The following is an 18,064-nucleotide window of genomic DNA, read 5'->3' as shown; positions in this document are numbered from 1 at the left end:
TATCGTTTCTGTCGTCAGTATTGTTTTGTTATATAGTCTACTCTTCAAATTGTTCTTGCTGATCTTCACTCAGTTCTTCATAAAGCAAATCCAATCCAATTAACACTCTTTCTCTATCTGAAAGGTCTCCAATAATTTTCCGAACGGGTGGAGGCAAAATTTTAGATAATGTCGGTGTTGCTAATATCTTATCTTCTTCTGCCAGTTGTGGGCTTTTCAGTACATCAATAACTTTCAAAGCATAAACGCCTTGAAACTCTTGTTCTAAAATGTTTTTGAGTATTTTTAATGCCCGTACTGAGTTTGCAGTGTTCCCTGCTACATAAAGCTTGAGAACATAGGTCTTTCTTGGTTGATTCATAAAAGGTACAGGCTATAAGTAAAGACACGAGCTAGATGCTATCTTCTTCCTGAATTCAAAGGGCGACTTCCACCAACAAGGGCGGCTGAACTTTGATTTACGTTATTCTATTTAGGAATCGAACAACGATAAAGTTCACATAAGTGAGCTAGTATATCAATCAATGTCAGACGGTAATCAAGTAAGGCTTCATCGCTTCGTCCTTCCAATTTTAGCTGCTGGGAAAACTCGTCAATAAGTTCCATGTGAATTTCGATGATTTGGGGCACAGGAATATTACCATAAAATACTGCATGGATAAATTTATCAATTTTCTCTTTCAGTGTTTTGTCTGTGGTGATAAAGTAATTTATGAGAATTTGACGGTAGTCTGATTTGAGTTGTTGCAACAATGCCTGTTGTTCGGCTCTCGTCGTCATTTGTTGAAAAAACTGGTGGGATTCTAGCTTGTGCCATTTAACAGCATAAGAACAATTAAAGCTTAATACTTTATTTAGATTTTTTTGCAGCCAATTGAGCAAATACTGAAAGATTGGTACTTGTGGTGGCTACCTCCCAAAACTGGCAAAGCCCGGCAAGAGTGACATCACTCACTGAGCACATCCACCCGAGTAACCTTTGTTCGATAGTAAAATCAGCTTGAGTAGCCCAAAATGGTCTACAATATTGCTGGGACATATCTATGGGTAATAACATTTGTTTTGATACATCTAGTTGCTCACCCTACCAAAACTTTTCAAAGGTTATGACAAGAGCAAAGGTTTCCAGAGTAGATAACAAGTGCGGAGCATTCTTCGCGCTCTTTACTACCCAAAAAACTTGCTCTTTGTCAACAAATAGTGGGAAATAATTAACAACCTGTTGCTACAAAGTTGTAAAATTTAGTGGGTGGTTGAGGAGGCGTTCCGGCTCAGAAAGGGAAATGAGGATGACTTAGTCGTAAACTCCACTTTCGCTCCCTTCCAAGTAATGCCCAGAAAAGAACTAACTGGTTGGAGTTAGTGCTATAGGTGAGATGGAAGAAGACATTTGTCACCCTAACTCACTGTGCTAGCTGTAGTTAGTTCGTGATTTGCTTGCTTCATATCTATCTAAATACAGATTTCCTTACTTTGCTCCTCAATAAGATACTTAAACAAAGATAAATGATTGTCGCATTATAAATCATTATAATTCCTAAAGGTTCTAGAGCGAATTTTTGGATCCATAATTGTTGTAGCTGTCGCTATCGATTATAAGTTTCAACACTCTTGTTAACACTGGTGTTGACGCCCGTAATACCTGAAGGGCGGCTTTTCCGCTTTCTTAGAAGAGCTTATTCAAAGATTGGTGGCCCCTAAAAGTTTGGGCATTGCTCCAAACTGCTAGGGGCAAAGGGAAATGCCCTACTTTAACCACTCTTGCTGACAAAGAATTTGTCAGGAACAAAGAAGCTCTTTGTCTCAAAGGCGTTCAATTTATGACAAAAATGTTAGACTCAGTCTTCTTAGAGGATATAGCTTCATACCCAAACACCGAAAGCTTAATAAGCAGTTAGCTGGTGGTGCCGGAAGTAAACCGCGTAAGAAGGACGACCTCATCGCCATATGTCAATGCTAAAGTACCCGTTATATGAATTTATAGCAACCGTACCCAACTGCGTAGAAACGACTACTGTGGCAGTTGTGCTGGAGATTTTTCAACAACAGCAGTGCGATCGCCTGGCAGTCTTGGATAAGCAAAAATGCCTGTTAGGATTAATTTACTCTGCCCGTTTATTACCAGAATTACTGACAGCACAAGGCGAAGGTCGTTCTAAGTTTTCAGACTTACAGCAACCCCTCTCCACACTGGGTCAAGGTCTCATTGAACCTATACAGACAATACCAGCTTCTTTCAATGTGGAGCAATTTAGTTCGTTTTTGCGTTTTCAAAAGACCCAGGGAAACACGAATTTAGATTGGGCATTGATTGACTCAAATGGCAAATTTTTGGGGCTTGTGGATACCTCGCGTCTGTTGGGGTTTTTGAGAGAGCAAAAATTGGAAACTGAGACTTCTAAGGGGACTAAGCGCACTTCAAGGAAAACGCTTCACAAGTCTTGTGCAAAAATTTTCAGTAATAGCACTGAAGCACATGAAGCCAAAAATACTAATAGCAGGAGTTACGCACCTCAGCAAAGACGAGAATGTAAGCCACTGGTGGAATTATTAGAACGATTGCCTTGGCCATTAATGTTACAAACAAGCAATGGCGAAGTGGTAACGCAAAATCCGGCTTGGTGGCAACAATTGGGAGCATTGAAAGATCCAGAAGGAGTCAAGCGACAGGTAGAAGCGATTTTGGCAAATGCTCCAGCCAAGAAATTAGAATATGCGACTCAAACGCCAACCAAAGTTTATTCCTTTGGCAGCAATGAGCATTTTGGTGAAGAAAATTCTTTGTCAGCTATGAACGAAGTCATGCCTCAAAAAGGTGTGTCACCTCGATCAACATTGGCGACTCCTCGCACTCCTGGGGTGCAAGAACAGTCTTTAGAGGAACCAGGATTAAATCGCTGCTTTTTGGATAGTCAGTTAGGGACTTGTACTTGTGTAGTAGAAGTGCAAAATGGTCAGGAGCGAGTTTGGCAGTTTGCCAAAATTCCCTTAGACAGCCCTGATTTAAAAGCCCTGAGTACTGATTTTAAAACACTGTCCACTCAAAATTCAGCACTCAGTAGTGATTTGTGGCTGATGCTAGCGACGGATGTCACTGAACAGCAGCAGCTTTGTAAAGAACTAGCCGCGAAAAATGCTGATTTAATTCAACTTAATCGGTTAAAGGATGAGTTTTTAGCTTGTATCAGTCATGAACTCAAAACTCCTCTAACTGCCGTTTTGGGATTATCACGGTTACTGGTGGATCAGCAATTGGGAGAATTAAACGAGCGTCAAGCTCGTTATGCAGGACTGATTCATCAAAGTGGACGCCACCTAATGAGTGTGGTCAATGATATTTTGGATTTGACCCGTATGGAGACGGGACAAATGGAGTTGACGCTCACCAACGTCAACATTCAAGCTGTGTGCGATCGCGCTGTCTCTGAGGCAAAGGCGATTCATACTCAAAGTACCAGAGCTTCATTAAAATCCCAAGCTCAAGGTACGCCTGCAGAAGAACACCAATTTAGCCTCTCAATTGAACCTGGCTTAGACCAGATTATGGCGGATGACTTGCGGATGCGCCAGATGCTGGTACACCTGCTTTCTAATGCCTTCAAATTTACTGAAACAGGTGGTGAAATCGGGCTGCGGGTCAGTCGTTGGGAAGGTTGGATTGCCTTTACGGTTTGGGATACAGGCATTGGTATTGCCGAACACCAGCAGCATTTAATTTTTCAGAAATTCCAACAACTGGAAAATCCCCTCACCCGCCAGCATGAAGGAACAGGTTTAGGGCTTGTATTAACTAGAGCTTTGGCTCGTCTCCACGGTGGCGATGTCAGCTTCTTATCGCGTGAAGGTAAGGGTAGCCAGTTTACACTACTCCTACCCCCCAGTCCTCCTAAAGAAGTGGGGCGATTGGGAGATGAGGAGATAGGAAGAAATTCTTTTTCGCCCCCTCACTCCAACCCAACCCAACCCTTAGGCAAGTCCCCTGAGGGTGTACGGGAAACTCGTTCTAAATCTAAGGGAAGCCGCCGCCCTCCCGTCGTCTACACCCCGTCATCACCGCTTCACCCGACATCTTCTAAATCGCTAGTGCTGGTAGTGGAGGCAGTTGCTCGGTATATTGAAGATTTGACCGAACAATTGACAGGTTTGGGTTATCGGGTCGTGATTGCTCGCTCAGGATGTGAAGCAGTAGAAAAAGCTCGGCGCTTGCAACCCAAAGCTATCTTCCTTAATCCCTTGCTTCCTTTGCTGTCGGGTTGGGATGTCCTAACCTTACTCAAATCCGATGGCGCAACTCGTCACATTCCCGTGATTGTGACAGCAACAGGAGCTGAAAAAGAGCAAGCATTTGCCAACCGAGCAGATGGTTTCTTGAGCTTACCAGTACAGCATCAGGTCTTAACACCGCTGGTAGAAAGTCTGTGTGCTCCACCAGAAGCAAAACAGCAAAAATCAGATAATGGAGAAATTCACCGCAATAACACACCACTGAAAATTTTGAGGTTGGTCAATGCTGAGTGTGAACCTCTGACATCACAACCGTTACTTCAACAGCACCGAGTCATAGAAGTGGATGATCTCGATCAGGCAGAACTGCTGGCTCGCGTTTGGCAGTTTGATGTCGTTTTGCTCGATACAGAAATGCCAGCAGCCGAAGCTTTACTAAAACAACTCAGTCAACACCCCCGTTTGGCAGATCTGCCACTTGTGACTTGTAATGTCTCAACGACACAAACTGCTTCTGCGATGCCAAAGCTCTCTGTGTTCCCTTGCTTAACGCCATTAGGCGCAGATAAGTTTCATAATGCTGGGAAAACAGAAGCTTTATTGTCAGTTTTGCAAATTGCATCTGGTGCATGCTGCCCACCCAGCATCTTAGTGGTAGATTTAGCGATTCTGCCGGATTTACCAGAGGTAAGACACAAGCAGGTGAGTAGTTATCGGACAGAAAAAAACTCCTCATGGAGTAGGCACGTTGCTGGGGAGAATGGTTTGTGTCCCTTGATGATTTCTCGTGGTTCTGAGTGGTTCCAAGCTTTGATTCAGTACCTGCAAACAGCAGGCTTGAAAGCATCGATGAGTCGGTCTTGGGCAGAACTGCTACAGCAAATTCGCCATCAAAGTGTTGACTTACTGCTGATTTGCTTGGGAGACTCTCCCATCCCAAAAGAAGTGTACTCAGCCCTGAAAACGTTAGGACAGCTGCCTTTTAACTTACCACCAGTTTTGCTCCTCGACCAACGATTAAATCCTTATGAGGGTGAAAATGAACAACCTGACATTTCGCCAAAGGGCACAGATGAAAAATTGGAGTCGATAGAAGCTGTGGTTGGTAATATTGCCTCGCAAATTTTACCCCGTTCTATATCAATGGAGGACTTGCTCAACGAGGTTAATAAAGCTTTAAAGGCTGACTCATGATCCTCGCTGCGCTCAAATTCCCTCATTCAAAATTTAAAAAAAGGCGTTACTGAATTGAGGTATGAAATTTTCTTCCTTTAATTTTCAAAACCCTTATCTTTGCGCCTTTGCGACTTTGCGCGAACCTAAATTCATACTTAGAATCAGCAACGCCGGATAAGTAATTACGAAGAAGGGGTTGACGGATTTTTAAAAGGAACTCGAATCAGTTCATAAGCACCACTGGTGCCTAAATTTTCATAATCGCTACGCTTTAAGCCCATATCAGGAAACTTTTTCGGCTGAGCAAGAACCAGCACTGAGGCAGGCTGTGCTTTCTTTGCGGCTTTGTCTTGAATATATTTTCCAGCAACCGAAGACACTTTCACATAAGTGACCGGACGACGAGTATAAAAAACTACTGTAGGCTTTTTGAAGCCCACCATAACCAGTTCTTCACTGGGTTTTTGTGCTTGCACGGCGATCGCAGACAATTCCCGTAAAGGTAGCTGGCGTTCCTGATCGATCAAAAACAAACAAGGTGTGAGGACAAAAACCATAAACGCCGCAAACCCCAACACATTCACCATTAACACAGGCTGGTAACGACGACGCACAAGTAGAACCGCCAGCACAACAGCACAAAGCAGCCAAAGCACACCTCCCAATACAGTTAAACCTGACTGTTCAAACAATTTGTGGAAGTTGGGTGCAGCCGGATCTTTTATTAACTGAGGAACGTAAAACATTGCCACCGCCAGTGCTGATAAAAACGCTACATTCACCCAGCCTGTTATGAGGAGCGGAATTCGGGAAGACGTGGAGAGAGGAAATGTTCCCGTGTCAACGTTCGCGCTAGCGTCTCCAAAGGAGAAGCTCCGCTTGTCTTTAATGATGTCGCTCCACAGCAGTGCTACCAAAATAGCTGCTGCTGGCATTAAGGGCAATACGTAGCTTGGGAGTTTGGTTACAGCAATGGTGAAAAAGCCAAAGATAGTAATAAACCAGAAAAAGGCAAATAAACCAAGTTGGCTAGAGCGTTCTTGCGATCGCCAGTAGTTTCGCTGCCAAAACTTCAGCCTTGCCATTGCCAAAGGCAAGTACACCGAATATGGTGCAAAGCCCACCAACACTACAAAAAAGTAAAAATACCAAGGAGCTGAGTGGCGATTGACTACGCTTGTAAATCGTTCAACATTGTGATACCCAAAAAACGAGTTAATATAATTTTCGCCATTGCGCCAAATGACCAACACATACCAAGGTAATGATAAGCATAGGGTAATGAGCAAACCTGTCAGGGGACGCATTTCCCGCAAAACTTCTTTTGCGTTTCCCATATAAAGCAAAAATATGCCGATAATCAGCCCAGGTAAGACAATTCCTACTGGTCCTTTGGTTAAAATCGCACCAGCAATCAGGATATAAAAAGCTAAATACCACCGTGCTTTCACTTCTGATTTTGAGGGTTGGGCATACCCGAGAAAAAAGCACAACAACGCTGAGTCCATGCACCCAACCAGCAGCATATCTGAAACACCCGCTCTCCCCCAGACAATCATTTCTGGATTGAGTGCCATGATAGCCGCTCCCAAAGCAGCGGTTAACCAGCGGCGAGTCGGGCGAACTTTTTGCTCAAGGTAGTCTTCTCTTGCCAAATACCACTGTATAGTGTATAATGCCAAACTTATCAATCCGAGTGCAGCAAGCGCCGAAGGCAAACGTACCGCCCATTCATTGACTCCAAAAATTGAGTAGGCGATCGCCTGACACCAGTAAATTAAAGCAGGTTTATCGAAACGAGTTTCGCCATTGAAGAACGGAGTGATCCAATCACCTGTAACTAACATTTGCCGCGAGGCTTCGGCAAACAGTGGCTCTGTCTCATCAATTAAGCCGAGACTGCCCAAATGCCAAAAGAAAGCAACCCCACTTATCAAAAGTAACCATAAAGCCGACAGAGTCACAGCGAGGGCTGGACGCTTGCCTATATTGTTAAACCATCGATCAAAAGCGTGATTAGTCATTAGTGATTAGTCATCAGTCATTGTAGCGCCATGGCGCGTCTGTACATCTTTGCTAGTTATGATTTATTAGTCAAGAGTACAAAAGTCAATAGTCTCAATACTAAATTAATCAAGATGACTTTAGCTCAGCTTCTTAGTTCCTGCTGTTGCAAATCAAGCAAAGACTGTAAAGTTATGACTAATAACTAATGACTAAAAACTAATGACTAAGGATGAGTTGCCATTCTTTGTTTTGGGAATTCCAACTAGGAGAGGAAGTTTCCCCAACAACATATGGACCCCAGTAGCGGCGGGAACCATCCTGTGCAAAGGCAACTAAAATATCTCCCTTCTCCAGTTCTAGCTTACCATTAGGCAAAGCGAGAATCAGCCCCTTGTCATGACCTTCTTTAGGAGCAAAATCCCAATGTGCTGGGACGGCATCTTTGGTTTGTCCAGAGGAACCTTTGCTTAAAGAGCGCCGCGACAGTAAGGCAAGGCGCACCGGTTGATTGGTTTGGTTGCTCATCCGTAAAGTTCCTTGATTCACTGCTTTCCCACCTGAACCCTGACGATATGTGATAACGCTATTGTTGTCCCCACTGCTGCTTTCTACTGGTTGACTTTTTGGTGTAGGTATTGAATTGGAGACAGTGGAGACGGATGACGCCGTGCTCTGTTCTTGGTGTGTCTGAGCAGGCGGTAGAGAAGATGTTTCTAGTTCTGTTGAGTCAAAGGATACACTCGTCTGACGGCATCCCATTGGTAGAAAAAGCAGTCCCAATGAATAAGCTACCAGAACAGTGTACTCATACACTGACGGTTTCATGGTAATATATATTACTAATAAGTATTTATTGTTTGGGCTAGACCAAGTCGCAGCTTTGTTCTGGTAAGAGCAACAAGAAAGTTGTCCACCAAAGGCTCTTTGGGAGCTAGTGCGTGAAATATATCATGTATAGCTGTTTGAGCAAAACAGCTATGCTGCTGCTCGTAATGAAGAAAAGTATATATTTTATATTGTTGCTGAAAATTCCTGCTTATACCCACAATACTATTTAAACAAGCTTACGCTAGACCGATATCCTCTATACAGGGATATTTCATGATTTTTTAACTTTTCCTTCAAATCGGGTAGGAGAGTTCCTCCAACGTACAAGCGCAGGGCGCTGCGCCTCAACTCCCACACACCCCTAATCATTTCGGAAGTCCCATTCATGCAAAACACACGTCTAAACAACCTATTCAACACCATTGCGTTGCGCTTAAGGCTATGGTTTTTTAATCCTTGGCGGCGGTTTTCGCTTCTGATAATCAGTTTTTTGTTCGGTTTTTTTCTTGGAAGCGCAGTTGCTACCACAGCTGGACAAACTGCTGAATGGGACATTTTTGTCGCTGCGACGTTAGTGGTGTTGACAGAATTCGGCAGCCGAATATTTTATGGTCGTAGCATACGAGAGCGACAAGCGCTTTGGGTAGAATGTCTCAATATCCTCAAAGTTGGTGTGACCTACAGCTTGTTTTTGGAAGCGTTCAAGCTTGGTTCTTGAACACAGATGAGGGGGATGAGGGGGAGCAGGGGAGAATAATTTGTGACTAATGACCAATGACCCTTACGGGTTCGCCAGTTGCCTAGGTCGGGAAACCCTCCTAAGCCCTTCGGGCACGCTTCGCGAACAGCACTGGACTCACTAATGACTAATGACCAATGACTAATAATGATTTGTGGCTATCTTTGGCAAGACAACTTGCATCTTATCGCCAACAGTTGGGGCGTCCCTTCATACAAGGTATTTTAGGAGGACAAGGCACCGGCAAAACGACACTGTGCGGCAATCTCTGCTTAATTCTCAAGCAGTTGGGATACCACACCCTCAGTCTATCTTTGGATGACTTGTATAAAACGTATAATGAGCGCTTGGCATTAAAACAAAAAGACCCGCGCTTCATTTGGCGTGGTCCCCCAGGAACACACGATGTAGAACTGGGTTTAACTGTACTTAACCACATTCGCCAGTGCAAAAGTCCAGTAGCAGTTCCCCGCTTTGATAAATCTCTCCACGGGGGTGCTGGTGATAGAACGACTCCGGAAATTGTAGAGAATGTGGATATTGTCTTGTTTGAAGGTTGGTTTGTGGGTGTGCGACCAATTGACCCTGCTACATTTGACACCCCACCGCCGCCAATTCTCACAGATGAGGATAAGGCGTTTGCCCGTGAGATGAATAGCAAACTCAACGACTATCTACCACTGTGGGAGCAGTTGGATAACTTAATTTTGCTGTATCCCAAAGATTACCGCCTTTCCTTAGAATGGCGCAAACAAGCGGAACGCCAAATGATTGCTGCTGGCAAATTAGGAATGAGCGAAAAAGAGGTAGAGGAATTTGTCAATTATTTTTGGCGTTCTCTGCACCCAGAATTGTTTATCAGTCCGTTGGTCAAATCTCCTATGTTTGTTGATTTAGTGATTGAAGTTAATTCTGACCACTCGTTTGGTGCAGTCTATCGACCAAAAGATATTTAGGTCTGTTTAATTGACCATAAAAAAGACCCCACCCCCAACCCCTCCCCGCAAGCACCGGAGGGGAAATTTTGACGTAAGTCAAAGGCGGGGTGGGATTCTTTGGGAATTAAGGCTAATTAGCCGAACATGATATTTACTGAGATCTTGCAATTGCAACAGTGAGGAGGCTCAGCCTCCAAACCCTCGTTACCAGGTTCAACCTGGTAATATCAAGTCCGGTTAAATACTTATCATTACCCGAATCACCCCACCCCGGTAAAGCTGCGCTTCACCTCCCCGGACCGCAAGCGGTGAGTCCAGCGCTGCAGGAGGGAAACCCTCCGTAGGCGACTGGCGTGTGGGGTGCAGTTAACGTGGCAATCATAACTAATTAGCCGGACATGATATAACGAGATATTAGAGCCTCTGGCTCTTGTTGAGAATGGTGAGTAAGCGAGAAAGCAGGCGGGTTTCCCACGCCCAGGGGACTGGCGTTGGCATAGCGTGCCGTGCCTCCTCCGGAGGAGCTGCGCTAACGGCGATAGCCGTGGCCGTACCCACTAGGCATACCCGAAGGGTGCAAGATCTGAGCTTACGGACACGCTAGGGGTTGGCGCAGCCTGTCCTCCGGACTTACAAAGCAGGCACTTTCACACAAATGTGCGCAGGATTGCTATAGCAACTCATTTATTTCAACTTGCCACTGGCTTTTTATAGAAATCAAATGTGTGCTTGTATTCAGTATTTGGTACTAAATATTCGGAAGTGGATAAAGGTTCAAAGACATAAGGTTTAAATTTTTTAAAATTTTCACACTCGGTAGTCACAGGAAAAGGTGCATACTGAGGAACATTATTCCAACCAAAGACTAAAACACCTCCTTCACGCAAAGCATTAAAACATTGGTTCAATGCTTCTTCCATATCCTCCTTGACATTAAGTCCATGTCCGAATACCCCGTTGCAAATAATGACATCAAAATAACCACTTTCGATATGAAGACCTAAGTTCTGAAGACCATCAACTATATGTCTGTCAGCAGCATATTTTTTTCTCCATTCCTCGATTTCTATTGTCCAGTATTCCTTGTTTCGGAATAATTTTCTATAGGGTTTGGTGTACCAATCGCACCCAACAAAAAGTATTTTGTGATATTCAGAACGAGAAACAAAGTAAGGAATAATCACATCTTCCAATACTACGCGATCAGGAGAATTGAGATACAAATCAAATCCGCGAAACCGACCTACTGAAAGTTGATAGAAAAAATACTTAATTCTACCAACAAGCTTATGAACCAACACAGAAGGGTTCCAAATCGCCTTTGTTTGTGCCATCTCTTCCAAAGTTTCTAGGGTGTTAAACTAGTGCAGGATAAACATTATCTCAGCAAATGAGATTGTAAAAATATGATATTTTTTTATTTAAGATGATAATTTTGTTTCTTTAAGAATTGTTTAATAGCGATTTAAGAATTGAATATAAATAAAATCTTGAAGAAGAATTTAGTATTCAGAAGTGAGAATGAATCAATGGCGAATTCAGATCCGCCACCTAGAACCACCACTCAATCTATGCCTTAGAAGCTGCACAGACAAGCTTTGTTTGTGTAGCCACGTTGCTTTCACTGTTCCAGAGTAAGGGCATTGTGGCGATACAACACTATTAGGCACTGTAACGTCTTAAATAAGTAGGGTGCGTTCCACTACATTAACGCACCCTACTTATTTGATAAGCACCAATTAATCTGCAAACAGTTCATCTTGCTAAATTCCAGACTGAATGCGCTTAATTAACTCATAAAAAGGCTGCCAATTGTCTTCTTGAGCAATGGGTTCCCAAATTGATTCAATGACTGGTCTGAGTATCACAGTTTTCGGATTATAACGAGCTAGAGTTTGGGCAATGATGTTTGTTTGCTGAGGGTCAAAATTATTTAATATTTTATGGTACAATATACACCAATTATCAAAAATTTCTGATGTTCCTGATGCTGGTACAATATCTGAATCTGCCATAATCAAGCCTGGTTCATCTCGCCATTTCAATGAAAAGGTGTGAGCCATCTCGTAAAAGAATTCGTGATAACCAACTTTGCTATCTTGCAAAAATTGAATCGTTAGGTTTAACAATTCATCAACTTCTGGATGTGACAACTGCTCAAAACCCAATTTCTTCAACATCATAGAACGGTATTCGTTCTGATAATGCTCATCAAATCTAGCTAATCCAGCCTGCATATCAGCTTGATTAATAACAGCTTTGAGTGCCTCTTGAAGTATTTCTAAGTTCCACTTACAAATACTAGGTTGATGGGTATAAGAATAGCGCCCATAATAATCGAAGTAAGCAGCGGTAAAGTAGGGCTGGTAACTGGGAATGAACGCGTAGGGACCATAGTCAAAACTCTCGCCAGTAATTGACATATTATCTGTGTTTAGCACTGCATGACAGAAACCAGCTGCCATCCACTGCGCTACCAGTTCTGCTGTCCGTTTGACTAAATCTGCATAAAATAGAGCGTACTTATCTTCTTCGCTGATCAGATGTGGATAATATTGCTCGATGACATGGTCTAATAGCTTTTGGGTCAAATCTGGACGTCGTAAATAGTGCAGCCGTTCAAAAGTGCCAAATCGAATGTGCGATCGCCCCATCCTGACAATTACCGAGGAACGGGTGGGAGAAGGTTCATCGCCCCGCCAAAGCGATAACCCTGTTTCAATCATGCTTAAACAGCGTGAAGTACGTACGCCCAAATGGTGTAACATTTCCGCAGCCAGAACTTCCCGTACTCCGCCCTTGAGTGTCAGCATACCATCGCCGCCACGCGAGTAAGGAGTTTTACCCGAACCTTTGGTGCCCAAGTCGTAGAGTTCGCCATCAGTACCACGTACTTGTCCGTAGAGAAATCCCCTACCATCACCTAAAAAAGGATTATATTCACCAAATTGATAACCGTGGTAACGCAGCGCCAAAAGCGGTTTTCGTCCCTCAAATTTGCCAAAAGCACAGATAAAGTCTTCGTCTTTTACTAATTGCGGATCGAGTCCAAGGCGAGGTAGAAGTGCATCGTTGCGCCAGTGTAGAATATGTTGAGAAAATTCTGCTGCGGTAACTTCATCATAGTAATCATCGCCTAGATCTTCTAGAGCTCTTTCGTAGTTGAGATTGAGAAAAGGATTGGTAGAATTCGTGTTGTTTACAGTTTCAGCCAAAGTCATTACTTTTATCCGAGTTATCCAAAATTGTTGTAGAGTTTAGTCCTGTTGCGATTTCAATCCTTGAATTGGATGTGTAAAAGCTTACGGGTTTGTCTGCCAGTTAGGATTTGTGATACTTGTAAGGATGTGGTCTTGCCATTTTCCATCTATGAATAAATAATCCCTGGCATACCCTTCCACGACAAATCCTAACCTTTTCAGTACATTGCCGCTGCGCTGGTTGTGAGGTATGTAATTTGCCATGATTCGGTGCATGTTTAATTCTTGAAATACATAGTGAATAGCTGCTTGCAGTGCTTCTGTCATATAACCTTTTCCTTGTTCCGCTTCTGCAAGACTGTATCCTACATTACAGTACTGCGCGGCTCTTCTGACAAAATTAGAAAAGTTAATAATTCCAATAATTATTCCTGATTTTTTTTGACAAAAAATAAATAATCTTAATGATATATCGTTAATAAATTCTAAATAGTTATTTTCTAACTGATTTTGCCAATACTCTTGAGTGAAGAAGTTATCAGACCAACGAGGAGAGAATGGAGTAAGATATGTTTTATTTTCCGTATAATATTTCAGTATTGCCGGGATATCCTCGTGATTTCCTAGTCTTAATAACAGCCGTTTTGTTGTAATATTGGGCAGTTGCAATTCCATAGATCATTGAATATTTGTTCCAAAGGCTATTAGCCACCCTTCATAATTTAGCAGCAGTGAGGCTTGCTGTATTACCAACATCAGTGAGTTAAGACTTTCGGAAGAGCTAAAATTATGCAAAAACCTTACAAAGGATAGATATGTCATCAGTAATACGGTACAATTGGCAAGTATCAGAAATACGCGAGATATATGATACACCATTCTTAGAACTTGTTTATCAAGCGGCTAGCGTGCATCGGCAATTTCATGATTCAAGAAAAATACAAGTTTGTAAGCTGATATCTATCAAAACAGGGGGTTGTCCAGAAGATTGTAGTTACTGTGCCCAGTCTTCTCGCTACAAAACAGAGGTGAAGGCACAAGCACTGCTAGAAAAAGAAACAGTCGTGAGTATTGCCCAACAAGCCAAAGAAAGTGGTGTGAGTCGTGTCTGCATGGGCGCTGCTTGGCGAGAGGTGCGCGATAACTCTCAATTTGAGCAAGTGCTGGAAATGGTTAAAGAAGTGACAGCATTAGGATTAGAGGTTTGCTGCACCTTGGGTATGCTGAGTGAAACACAAGCAAGGCGTTTGGAAGAAGCAGGGCTTTACGCCTACAATCATAACTTGGATACCTCGCCGGACTACTATAGCACGATCATTACAACCAGGACTTACGGCGATCGCCTCAATACCATTAACAATGTCCGGCAAACAAATGTGACTGTATGTTCCGGTGGTATACTCGGCTTAGGCGAAACCGTGGATGACCGCGTATCCATGTTGCAGACTCTAGCAACCCTGCATCCACATCCAGAGTCAGTGCCTATCAATATTCTCTCACAAGTTGAAGGCACACCCCTAGAAAATCAACCTGATGTCCCCATTTGGGATGTAGTGCGAATGATTGCCACAGCACGTATTTTAATGCCTGCATCTGATGTTCGTCTTAGCGCAGGTAGAGCTAGACTTTCACAGGTAGAACAGACTTTATGCTTCTTGGCGGGAGCAAATTCCATCTTCTCCAGTGACAATGGGCATATGTTAACCGTTACCACTCCCTGCCCAGGATACAATACTGACCAGGAAATGCTGAATTTGCTTGGTCTAGAAGTGCGTTCTCCTTTCGTAGGTCAACACAAAGCCTCTAAAGAAGCCGTGATTGGATGATAACTTTGCGCAAAGCCGCCTCGCTCAAAAAAACTTTGCGACTTTGCGACTTTGCGCGAGACTCCAAAAAATCAATTAGATGATTTTAGCAGCACGCAAACCGAAAAGCAACCCAACAGCAACACCGAAGAATAGAGCCAAGAAGGCTATGTAAGCAATGACACCAAACATTGAAGTTTCTCCATAATCGTTTATAAATATTATTGAATCATTTACAGAAGATACGCTCAATAAAAATATTTGTTGAAGCTTTCTTGAGTTCACCTCTAAGAAGGGGAGAGTTATAGTTAGAATAATCAATATTTGTTGTGATTATAACAATAAAATAGCTCCTTAAGACTATGAAATACGCTTTTATTGCGAGCGCTTTGGTAGTGATCACTGGGTTAGGGTTTGAAACAGGCATTGTTGCCGCCCAAACAGTCAAGAAACCTGCTACCATACGCACTGCAGCACAAACGACAGTCGCTACCTTCCAAACACCAAACTATAGTGTGAGGGTTTTTCGCCAAGGAAGCCAAACACGGATGAATGTCTTTGATAAGACAACAAATAAGCTACAGTTGAACGCTGCCCCTGTTCAAGTTCAAAATTCAGAACAACAGACAAGTTATACCAGTTCTCAGGGTGGACGGCAATTCCGCATCTCTGTTGACCAAGCTGGTAACAGATCCGTTGAGATTAACGGTCCTGGTGAGGTGATTCAGGAAACTACGAATTAAATTGGGTGAGGGTGTAGGTGGAAAGAAAGATAAATCTTATCGCTAACACCCTACGCGTGCAAGCTCGCCGCGCGCCTACCCCCTCAACCCAGCCTTGAAAAGTTCAACCAAAAAGCGTCTTGTATCCGGGAATAGGCAGTGCTAATGCTGTAGAATACAGCCGTCGGGCGCTTGCAAAGGGATTTGGTGATGGCTTCTATTAACGTAAATTTACCACAACAGTCTTATGAGATTGCGATTGGGCAAACCGCAGCACCCGAAGGGGCGATGCTCCCAGAGGAAGCCGCCCAAAGGGCGAACGCACCAGAGGGCATAGATCAACTGGGCGAGATGATGAGCAATCTGAAGCTGGGCAAAAAAGTCCTGCTGGTTTCTAACCCGACAATTTTTAAGCATTATGGCGAAAGGGCGATCGCATCTTTGGAAGCGGCTGGCTTTGAAGTTGCAAGTTGCACTCTTCCACCGGGTGAACGCTACAAAACCCTAAATTCTGTACAAAAAATCTACGATACTGCGCTAGAAAACCGTATAGAACGCTCCTCGACTATGGTAGCTTTAGGGGGAGGAGTCATTGGGGATATGACTGGCTTTGCCGCTGCGACTTGGTTGCGAGGCATTAACGTGGTGCAAGTGCCAACCTCACTTTTAGCGATGGTGGATTCGGCAATTGGTGGCAAAACAGGTGTCAATCATCCTCAAGGCAAAAACTTGATTGGCGCATTCCATCAGCCGCGCTTGGTTTTAATTGATCCAGAAGTCCTGAAAACCTTGCCCATGCGCGAGTTTCGCGCTGGAATGGCAGAAGTGATTAAGTACGGCGTGATTTGGGATGCCGAATTGTTTGCCGAGATGGAAGCGAGTAAACGTCTGGATCAACTCCGTTACGTCAAGCCAGAATTGATAGCAAGCATATTAACACGCTCTTGTCAAGCGAAAGCCGATGTCGTTGGCAAAGATGAGAAAGAAGCCGGGCTGCGGGCAATTCTCAACTACGGTCATACCATTGGGCATGCAGTGGAAAGCTTGACGGGTTATAAAGTCGTCAATCATGGTGAAGCAGTCGCCATTGGCATGGTAGCAGCAGGGCAGATTGCTGTGGAACTGGGAATGTGGCAAAAGGAAGAGACAGAACGTCAAGACGCCCTGATTCAAAAAGCGGGTTTACCGACGAAGTTGCCAGCTGGGGTAGATATTGAAGCAATTATTGAGTCTTTGCAACTCGATAAGAAAGTCAAAGCGGGTAAAGTAAGGTTTATTCTGCCAACGCAAATTGGTGTGGTGACGATTACGGATGAAGTGCCATCGGATACCATTCGACAGGTGTTGCGGGGGATACAATGACCTCACCGGACTGGATGATTCTCAAGCAAGCAGCGCAACGCTTACGCCCGCCTGAGATTTCAATCTCAGGCTTATAGCTTAAGTCCACTCAAGTGGACTGAAATCGATATCGTCAATAGGGTTTGAAACAGGTTTAGTCCTCTGTACGCACGTAGAAAAATTTGTGACGACGTATAGATACTTTAGTGTTAAACTACCATTGGTTTTGGGTTGGGCTGTAGCTTAACTCCACCTACAAGTTCCGTGATAACACGCTCCAACCTTCATGAAAAATCTAGCTCTATTATCTGTCACAATCCTTACTGCCACATCTGGATTGATTTTTGGGACAATGCAAGCAGCTTCTGCTTTAAATTGGAACTGGAATTATTCTGGTACTGACATAACGGCGAGTGGCACTTTCACCACTAATGACACCCCTAATGATTTGGGTTTTTACCAGATTTCTGAAATTACTGGTACACGAAATGGTGAAACAATTACTGGTTTGCAACCTGCTGGGACTCCAATACCGGGAAACGAACCTTTTAATGTTGACAATTTAATTAGTCTTAATACTCAGCAGTTAACGGGTGATGGTTTTGGGTATTCCACCGAGCAGGGAAACTATTCTAGTCCGTTTTTCGCTAGTTTTTTGCCGACACCGGGTTATTTAGAGGTTTTTTCTGCGCCGCCATTTGTACCTGGTTTTGAAAATTTCGGACTGGAAGATAGTGAGTTACCTATTAGTTTTTCTGCAACCATAATCACTGTCCCTGAAACGACCTCCATCTTTAGCTTACTCATCCTTGGCAGTATCGGCGCACCTTTGGCACTCAAGCGTAAGAAGCGCTCGTAGGATAATTTTTAGTCAAAAGTAGTTTGGGTGATGAACAAAAGAAGCGCTCCGGGCACGGAGTGCCCGCGCCCGGAGTGATCGCTGCGGCAAGGATTCCGTCCTACACCAGCCTCGTTCCGACAAATATAGCGGTTCTCGCTTGGGTGCAGTACATTCTGACCTCTCCCCAACCCCTCTCCTGCAAGGAGAGGGGCTTGTTCCCCCTTCCCTTGTAGGGAAGGGGGC

The 18,064-nt window shown here is 43.7% G+C and carries 16 protein-coding genes; 7 read left to right on the top strand and 9 right to left on the bottom strand.

Going from position 1 to position 18,064, the window contains the following annotated elements:
- Positions 1-37 precede the first annotated feature (37 nt).
- The 3 genes from kaiB to V5G28_RS09440 all read right to left on the bottom strand — a co-directional run bounded on the left by kaiB (position 38) and on the right by V5G28_RS09440 (position 1,057).
- Positions 38-361, bottom strand: a complete 324-nt coding sequence (kaiB, locus tag V5G28_RS09450) for a circadian clock protein KaiB (RefSeq protein WP_332993228.1) — start codon at positions 359-361, stop codon at positions 38-40.
- A 107-nt stretch (positions 362-468) separates the two neighbouring features.
- Positions 469-894, bottom strand: coding sequence for a phosphatase RsbU N-terminal domain-containing protein (locus tag V5G28_RS09445; protein WP_442994238.1), 426 nt, complete (start codon positions 892-894; stop codon positions 469-471).
- A complete protein-coding gene (locus V5G28_RS09440; RefSeq protein WP_336230172.1) occupies positions 851-1,057 on the bottom strand; it encodes a hypothetical protein in 207 nt (68 codons plus the stop codon). The genes V5G28_RS09445 and V5G28_RS09440 overlap by 44 nt, the downstream gene beginning before the upstream one ends.
- A gap of 896 nt (positions 1,058-1,953) precedes the next feature.
- Here V5G28_RS09440 and V5G28_RS09435 point away from each other — a divergent pair.
- On the top strand, positions 1,954-5,418 hold the full coding sequence (locus tag V5G28_RS09435) for an ATP-binding response regulator (protein WP_332993400.1): 3,465 nt from the start codon (positions 1,954-1,956) through the stop codon (positions 5,416-5,418).
- A gap of 164 nt (positions 5,419-5,582) precedes the next feature.
- Here V5G28_RS09435 and V5G28_RS09430 read toward each other — a convergent pair whose 3' ends face one another.
- Positions 5,583-7,424: an ArnT family glycosyltransferase gene (locus tag V5G28_RS09430; protein WP_332993224.1), complete on the bottom strand. Its 1,842-nt coding sequence runs from the start codon at positions 7,422-7,424 to the stop codon at positions 5,583-5,585.
- 199 nt (positions 7,425-7,623) lie between these two features.
- Positions 7,624-8,232: a hypothetical protein gene (locus tag V5G28_RS09425; protein WP_332993223.1), complete on the bottom strand. Its 609-nt coding sequence runs from the start codon at positions 8,230-8,232 to the stop codon at positions 7,624-7,626.
- A gap of 388 nt (positions 8,233-8,620) precedes the next feature.
- Between V5G28_RS09425 and V5G28_RS09420 the strand changes: the two genes are divergently transcribed.
- Both V5G28_RS09420 and V5G28_RS09415 read left to right on the top strand, forming a co-directional pair.
- Positions 8,621-8,953, top strand: a complete 333-nt coding sequence (locus tag V5G28_RS09420) for a DUF565 domain-containing protein (protein WP_332993220.1) — start codon at positions 8,621-8,623, stop codon at positions 8,951-8,953.
- 158 nt (positions 8,954-9,111) lie between these two features.
- Positions 9,112-9,930 carry a glycerate kinase gene (locus V5G28_RS09415; RefSeq protein WP_332993217.1) on the top strand — a complete coding sequence of 273 codons (819 nt, stop codon included), beginning with the start codon at positions 9,112-9,114 and terminating at the stop codon, positions 9,928-9,930.
- Positions 9,931-10,601: 671 nt separating this feature from the next.
- Here the strand turns inward: V5G28_RS09415 and V5G28_RS09410 are convergent.
- From V5G28_RS09410 to rimJ, 3 genes are all read right to left on the bottom strand, one after another.
- A complete protein-coding gene (locus V5G28_RS09410) occupies positions 10,602-11,246 on the bottom strand; it encodes a methyltransferase domain-containing protein (RefSeq protein ID WP_096564592.1) in 645 nt (214 codons plus the stop codon).
- A gap of 429 nt (positions 11,247-11,675) precedes the next feature.
- Entirely contained in the window at positions 11,676-13,133 is a 1,458-nt protein-coding gene (locus tag V5G28_RS09405) for a protein adenylyltransferase SelO (RefSeq protein ID WP_332993213.1), read from the bottom strand.
- Between the two features lie 81 nt (positions 13,134-13,214).
- Positions 13,215-13,787: a ribosomal protein S5-alanine N-acetyltransferase gene (gene rimJ / locus V5G28_RS09400; protein WP_332993210.1), complete on the bottom strand. Its 573-nt coding sequence runs from the start codon at positions 13,785-13,787 to the stop codon at positions 13,215-13,217.
- A 140-nt stretch (positions 13,788-13,927) separates the two neighbouring features.
- On the opposite strand from rimJ, the gene bioB reads away from it, so the two are divergent.
- Positions 13,928-14,938, top strand: a complete 1,011-nt coding sequence (gene bioB / locus V5G28_RS09395; protein ID WP_332993208.1) for a biotin synthase BioB — start codon at positions 13,928-13,930, stop codon at positions 14,936-14,938.
- Between the two features lie 75 nt (positions 14,939-15,013).
- Here the strand turns inward: bioB and petL are convergent, their stop codons facing one another.
- Positions 15,014-15,109 (bottom strand): cytochrome b6-f complex subunit PetL, encoded by a 96-nt coding sequence (petL, locus tag V5G28_RS09390; protein ID WP_096564596.1) that lies wholly within the window; start codon positions 15,107-15,109, stop codon positions 15,014-15,016.
- Positions 15,110-15,279: 170 nt separating this feature from the next.
- Between petL and V5G28_RS09385 the strand changes: the two genes are divergently transcribed.
- From V5G28_RS09385 to V5G28_RS09375, 3 genes are all read left to right on the top strand, one after another.
- Positions 15,280-15,660, top strand: a complete 381-nt coding sequence (locus V5G28_RS09385) for a hypothetical protein (RefSeq protein WP_332993202.1) — start codon at positions 15,280-15,282, stop codon at positions 15,658-15,660.
- A gap of 186 nt (positions 15,661-15,846) precedes the next feature.
- A complete protein-coding gene (gene aroB / locus V5G28_RS09380; protein WP_332993200.1) occupies positions 15,847-17,001 on the top strand; it encodes a 3-dehydroquinate synthase in 1,155 nt (384 codons plus the stop codon).
- Between the two features lie 265 nt (positions 17,002-17,266).
- Positions 17,267-17,839 (top strand): PEP-CTERM sorting domain-containing protein, encoded by a 573-nt coding sequence (locus tag V5G28_RS09375; protein ID WP_332993198.1) that lies wholly within the window; start codon positions 17,267-17,269, stop codon positions 17,837-17,839.
- The last annotated feature ends 225 nt before the right edge of the window (positions 17,840-18,064 follow it).

Origin of the sequence: Scytonema sp. PRP1, from assembly GCF_036697665.2 — a bacterium.
Lineage (GTDB): Bacteria > Cyanobacteriota > Cyanobacteriia > Cyanobacteriales > Nostocaceae > Kalymmatonema > Kalymmatonema gypsitolerans.
Note: the sequence above shows the minus strand (reverse complement) of the source record. Positions and strands in the feature narration are given on the sequence as shown.

Coding starts and splice junctions, on each gene's coding strand:
- kaiB (WP_332993228.1), bottom strand. CDS start 361: ATGAATCAACCAAGAAAGACCTATGTTCTCAAGCTTTATGTAGCAGGG.
- V5G28_RS09440 (WP_336230172.1), bottom strand. CDS start 1,057: ATGTTATTACCCATAGATATGTCCCAGCAATATTGTAGACCATTTTGG.
- V5G28_RS09435 (WP_332993400.1), top strand. CDS start 1,954: ATGCTAAAGTACCCGTTATATGAATTTATAGCAACCGTACCCAACTGC.
- V5G28_RS09430 (WP_332993224.1), bottom strand. CDS start 7,424: ATGACTAATCACGCTTTTGATCGATGGTTTAACAATATAGGCAAGCGT.
- V5G28_RS09425 (WP_332993223.1), bottom strand. CDS start 8,232: ATGAAACCGTCAGTGTATGAGTACACTGTTCTGGTAGCTTATTCATTG.
- V5G28_RS09420 (WP_332993220.1), top strand. CDS start 8,621: ATGCAAAACACACGTCTAAACAACCTATTCAACACCATTGCGTTGCGC.
- V5G28_RS09415 (WP_332993217.1), top strand. CDS start 9,112: ATGACTAATAATGATTTGTGGCTATCTTTGGCAAGACAACTTGCATCT.
- V5G28_RS09410 (WP_096564592.1), bottom strand. CDS start 11,246: ATGGCACAAACAAAGGCGATTTGGAACCCTTCTGTGTTGGTTCATAAG.
- V5G28_RS09405 (WP_332993213.1), bottom strand. CDS start 13,133: ATGACTTTGGCTGAAACTGTAAACAACACGAATTCTACCAATCCTTTT.
- rimJ (WP_332993210.1), bottom strand. CDS start 13,787: ATGGAATTGCAACTGCCCAATATTACAACAAAACGGCTGTTATTAAGA.
- bioB (WP_332993208.1), top strand. CDS start 13,928: ATGTCATCAGTAATACGGTACAATTGGCAAGTATCAGAAATACGCGAG.
- petL (WP_096564596.1), bottom strand. CDS start 15,109: ATGTTTGGTGTCATTGCTTACATAGCCTTCTTGGCTCTATTCTTCGGT.
- V5G28_RS09385 (WP_332993202.1), top strand. CDS start 15,280: ATGAAATACGCTTTTATTGCGAGCGCTTTGGTAGTGATCACTGGGTTA.
- V5G28_RS09375 (WP_332993198.1), top strand. CDS start 17,267: ATGAAAAATCTAGCTCTATTATCTGTCACAATCCTTACTGCCACATCT.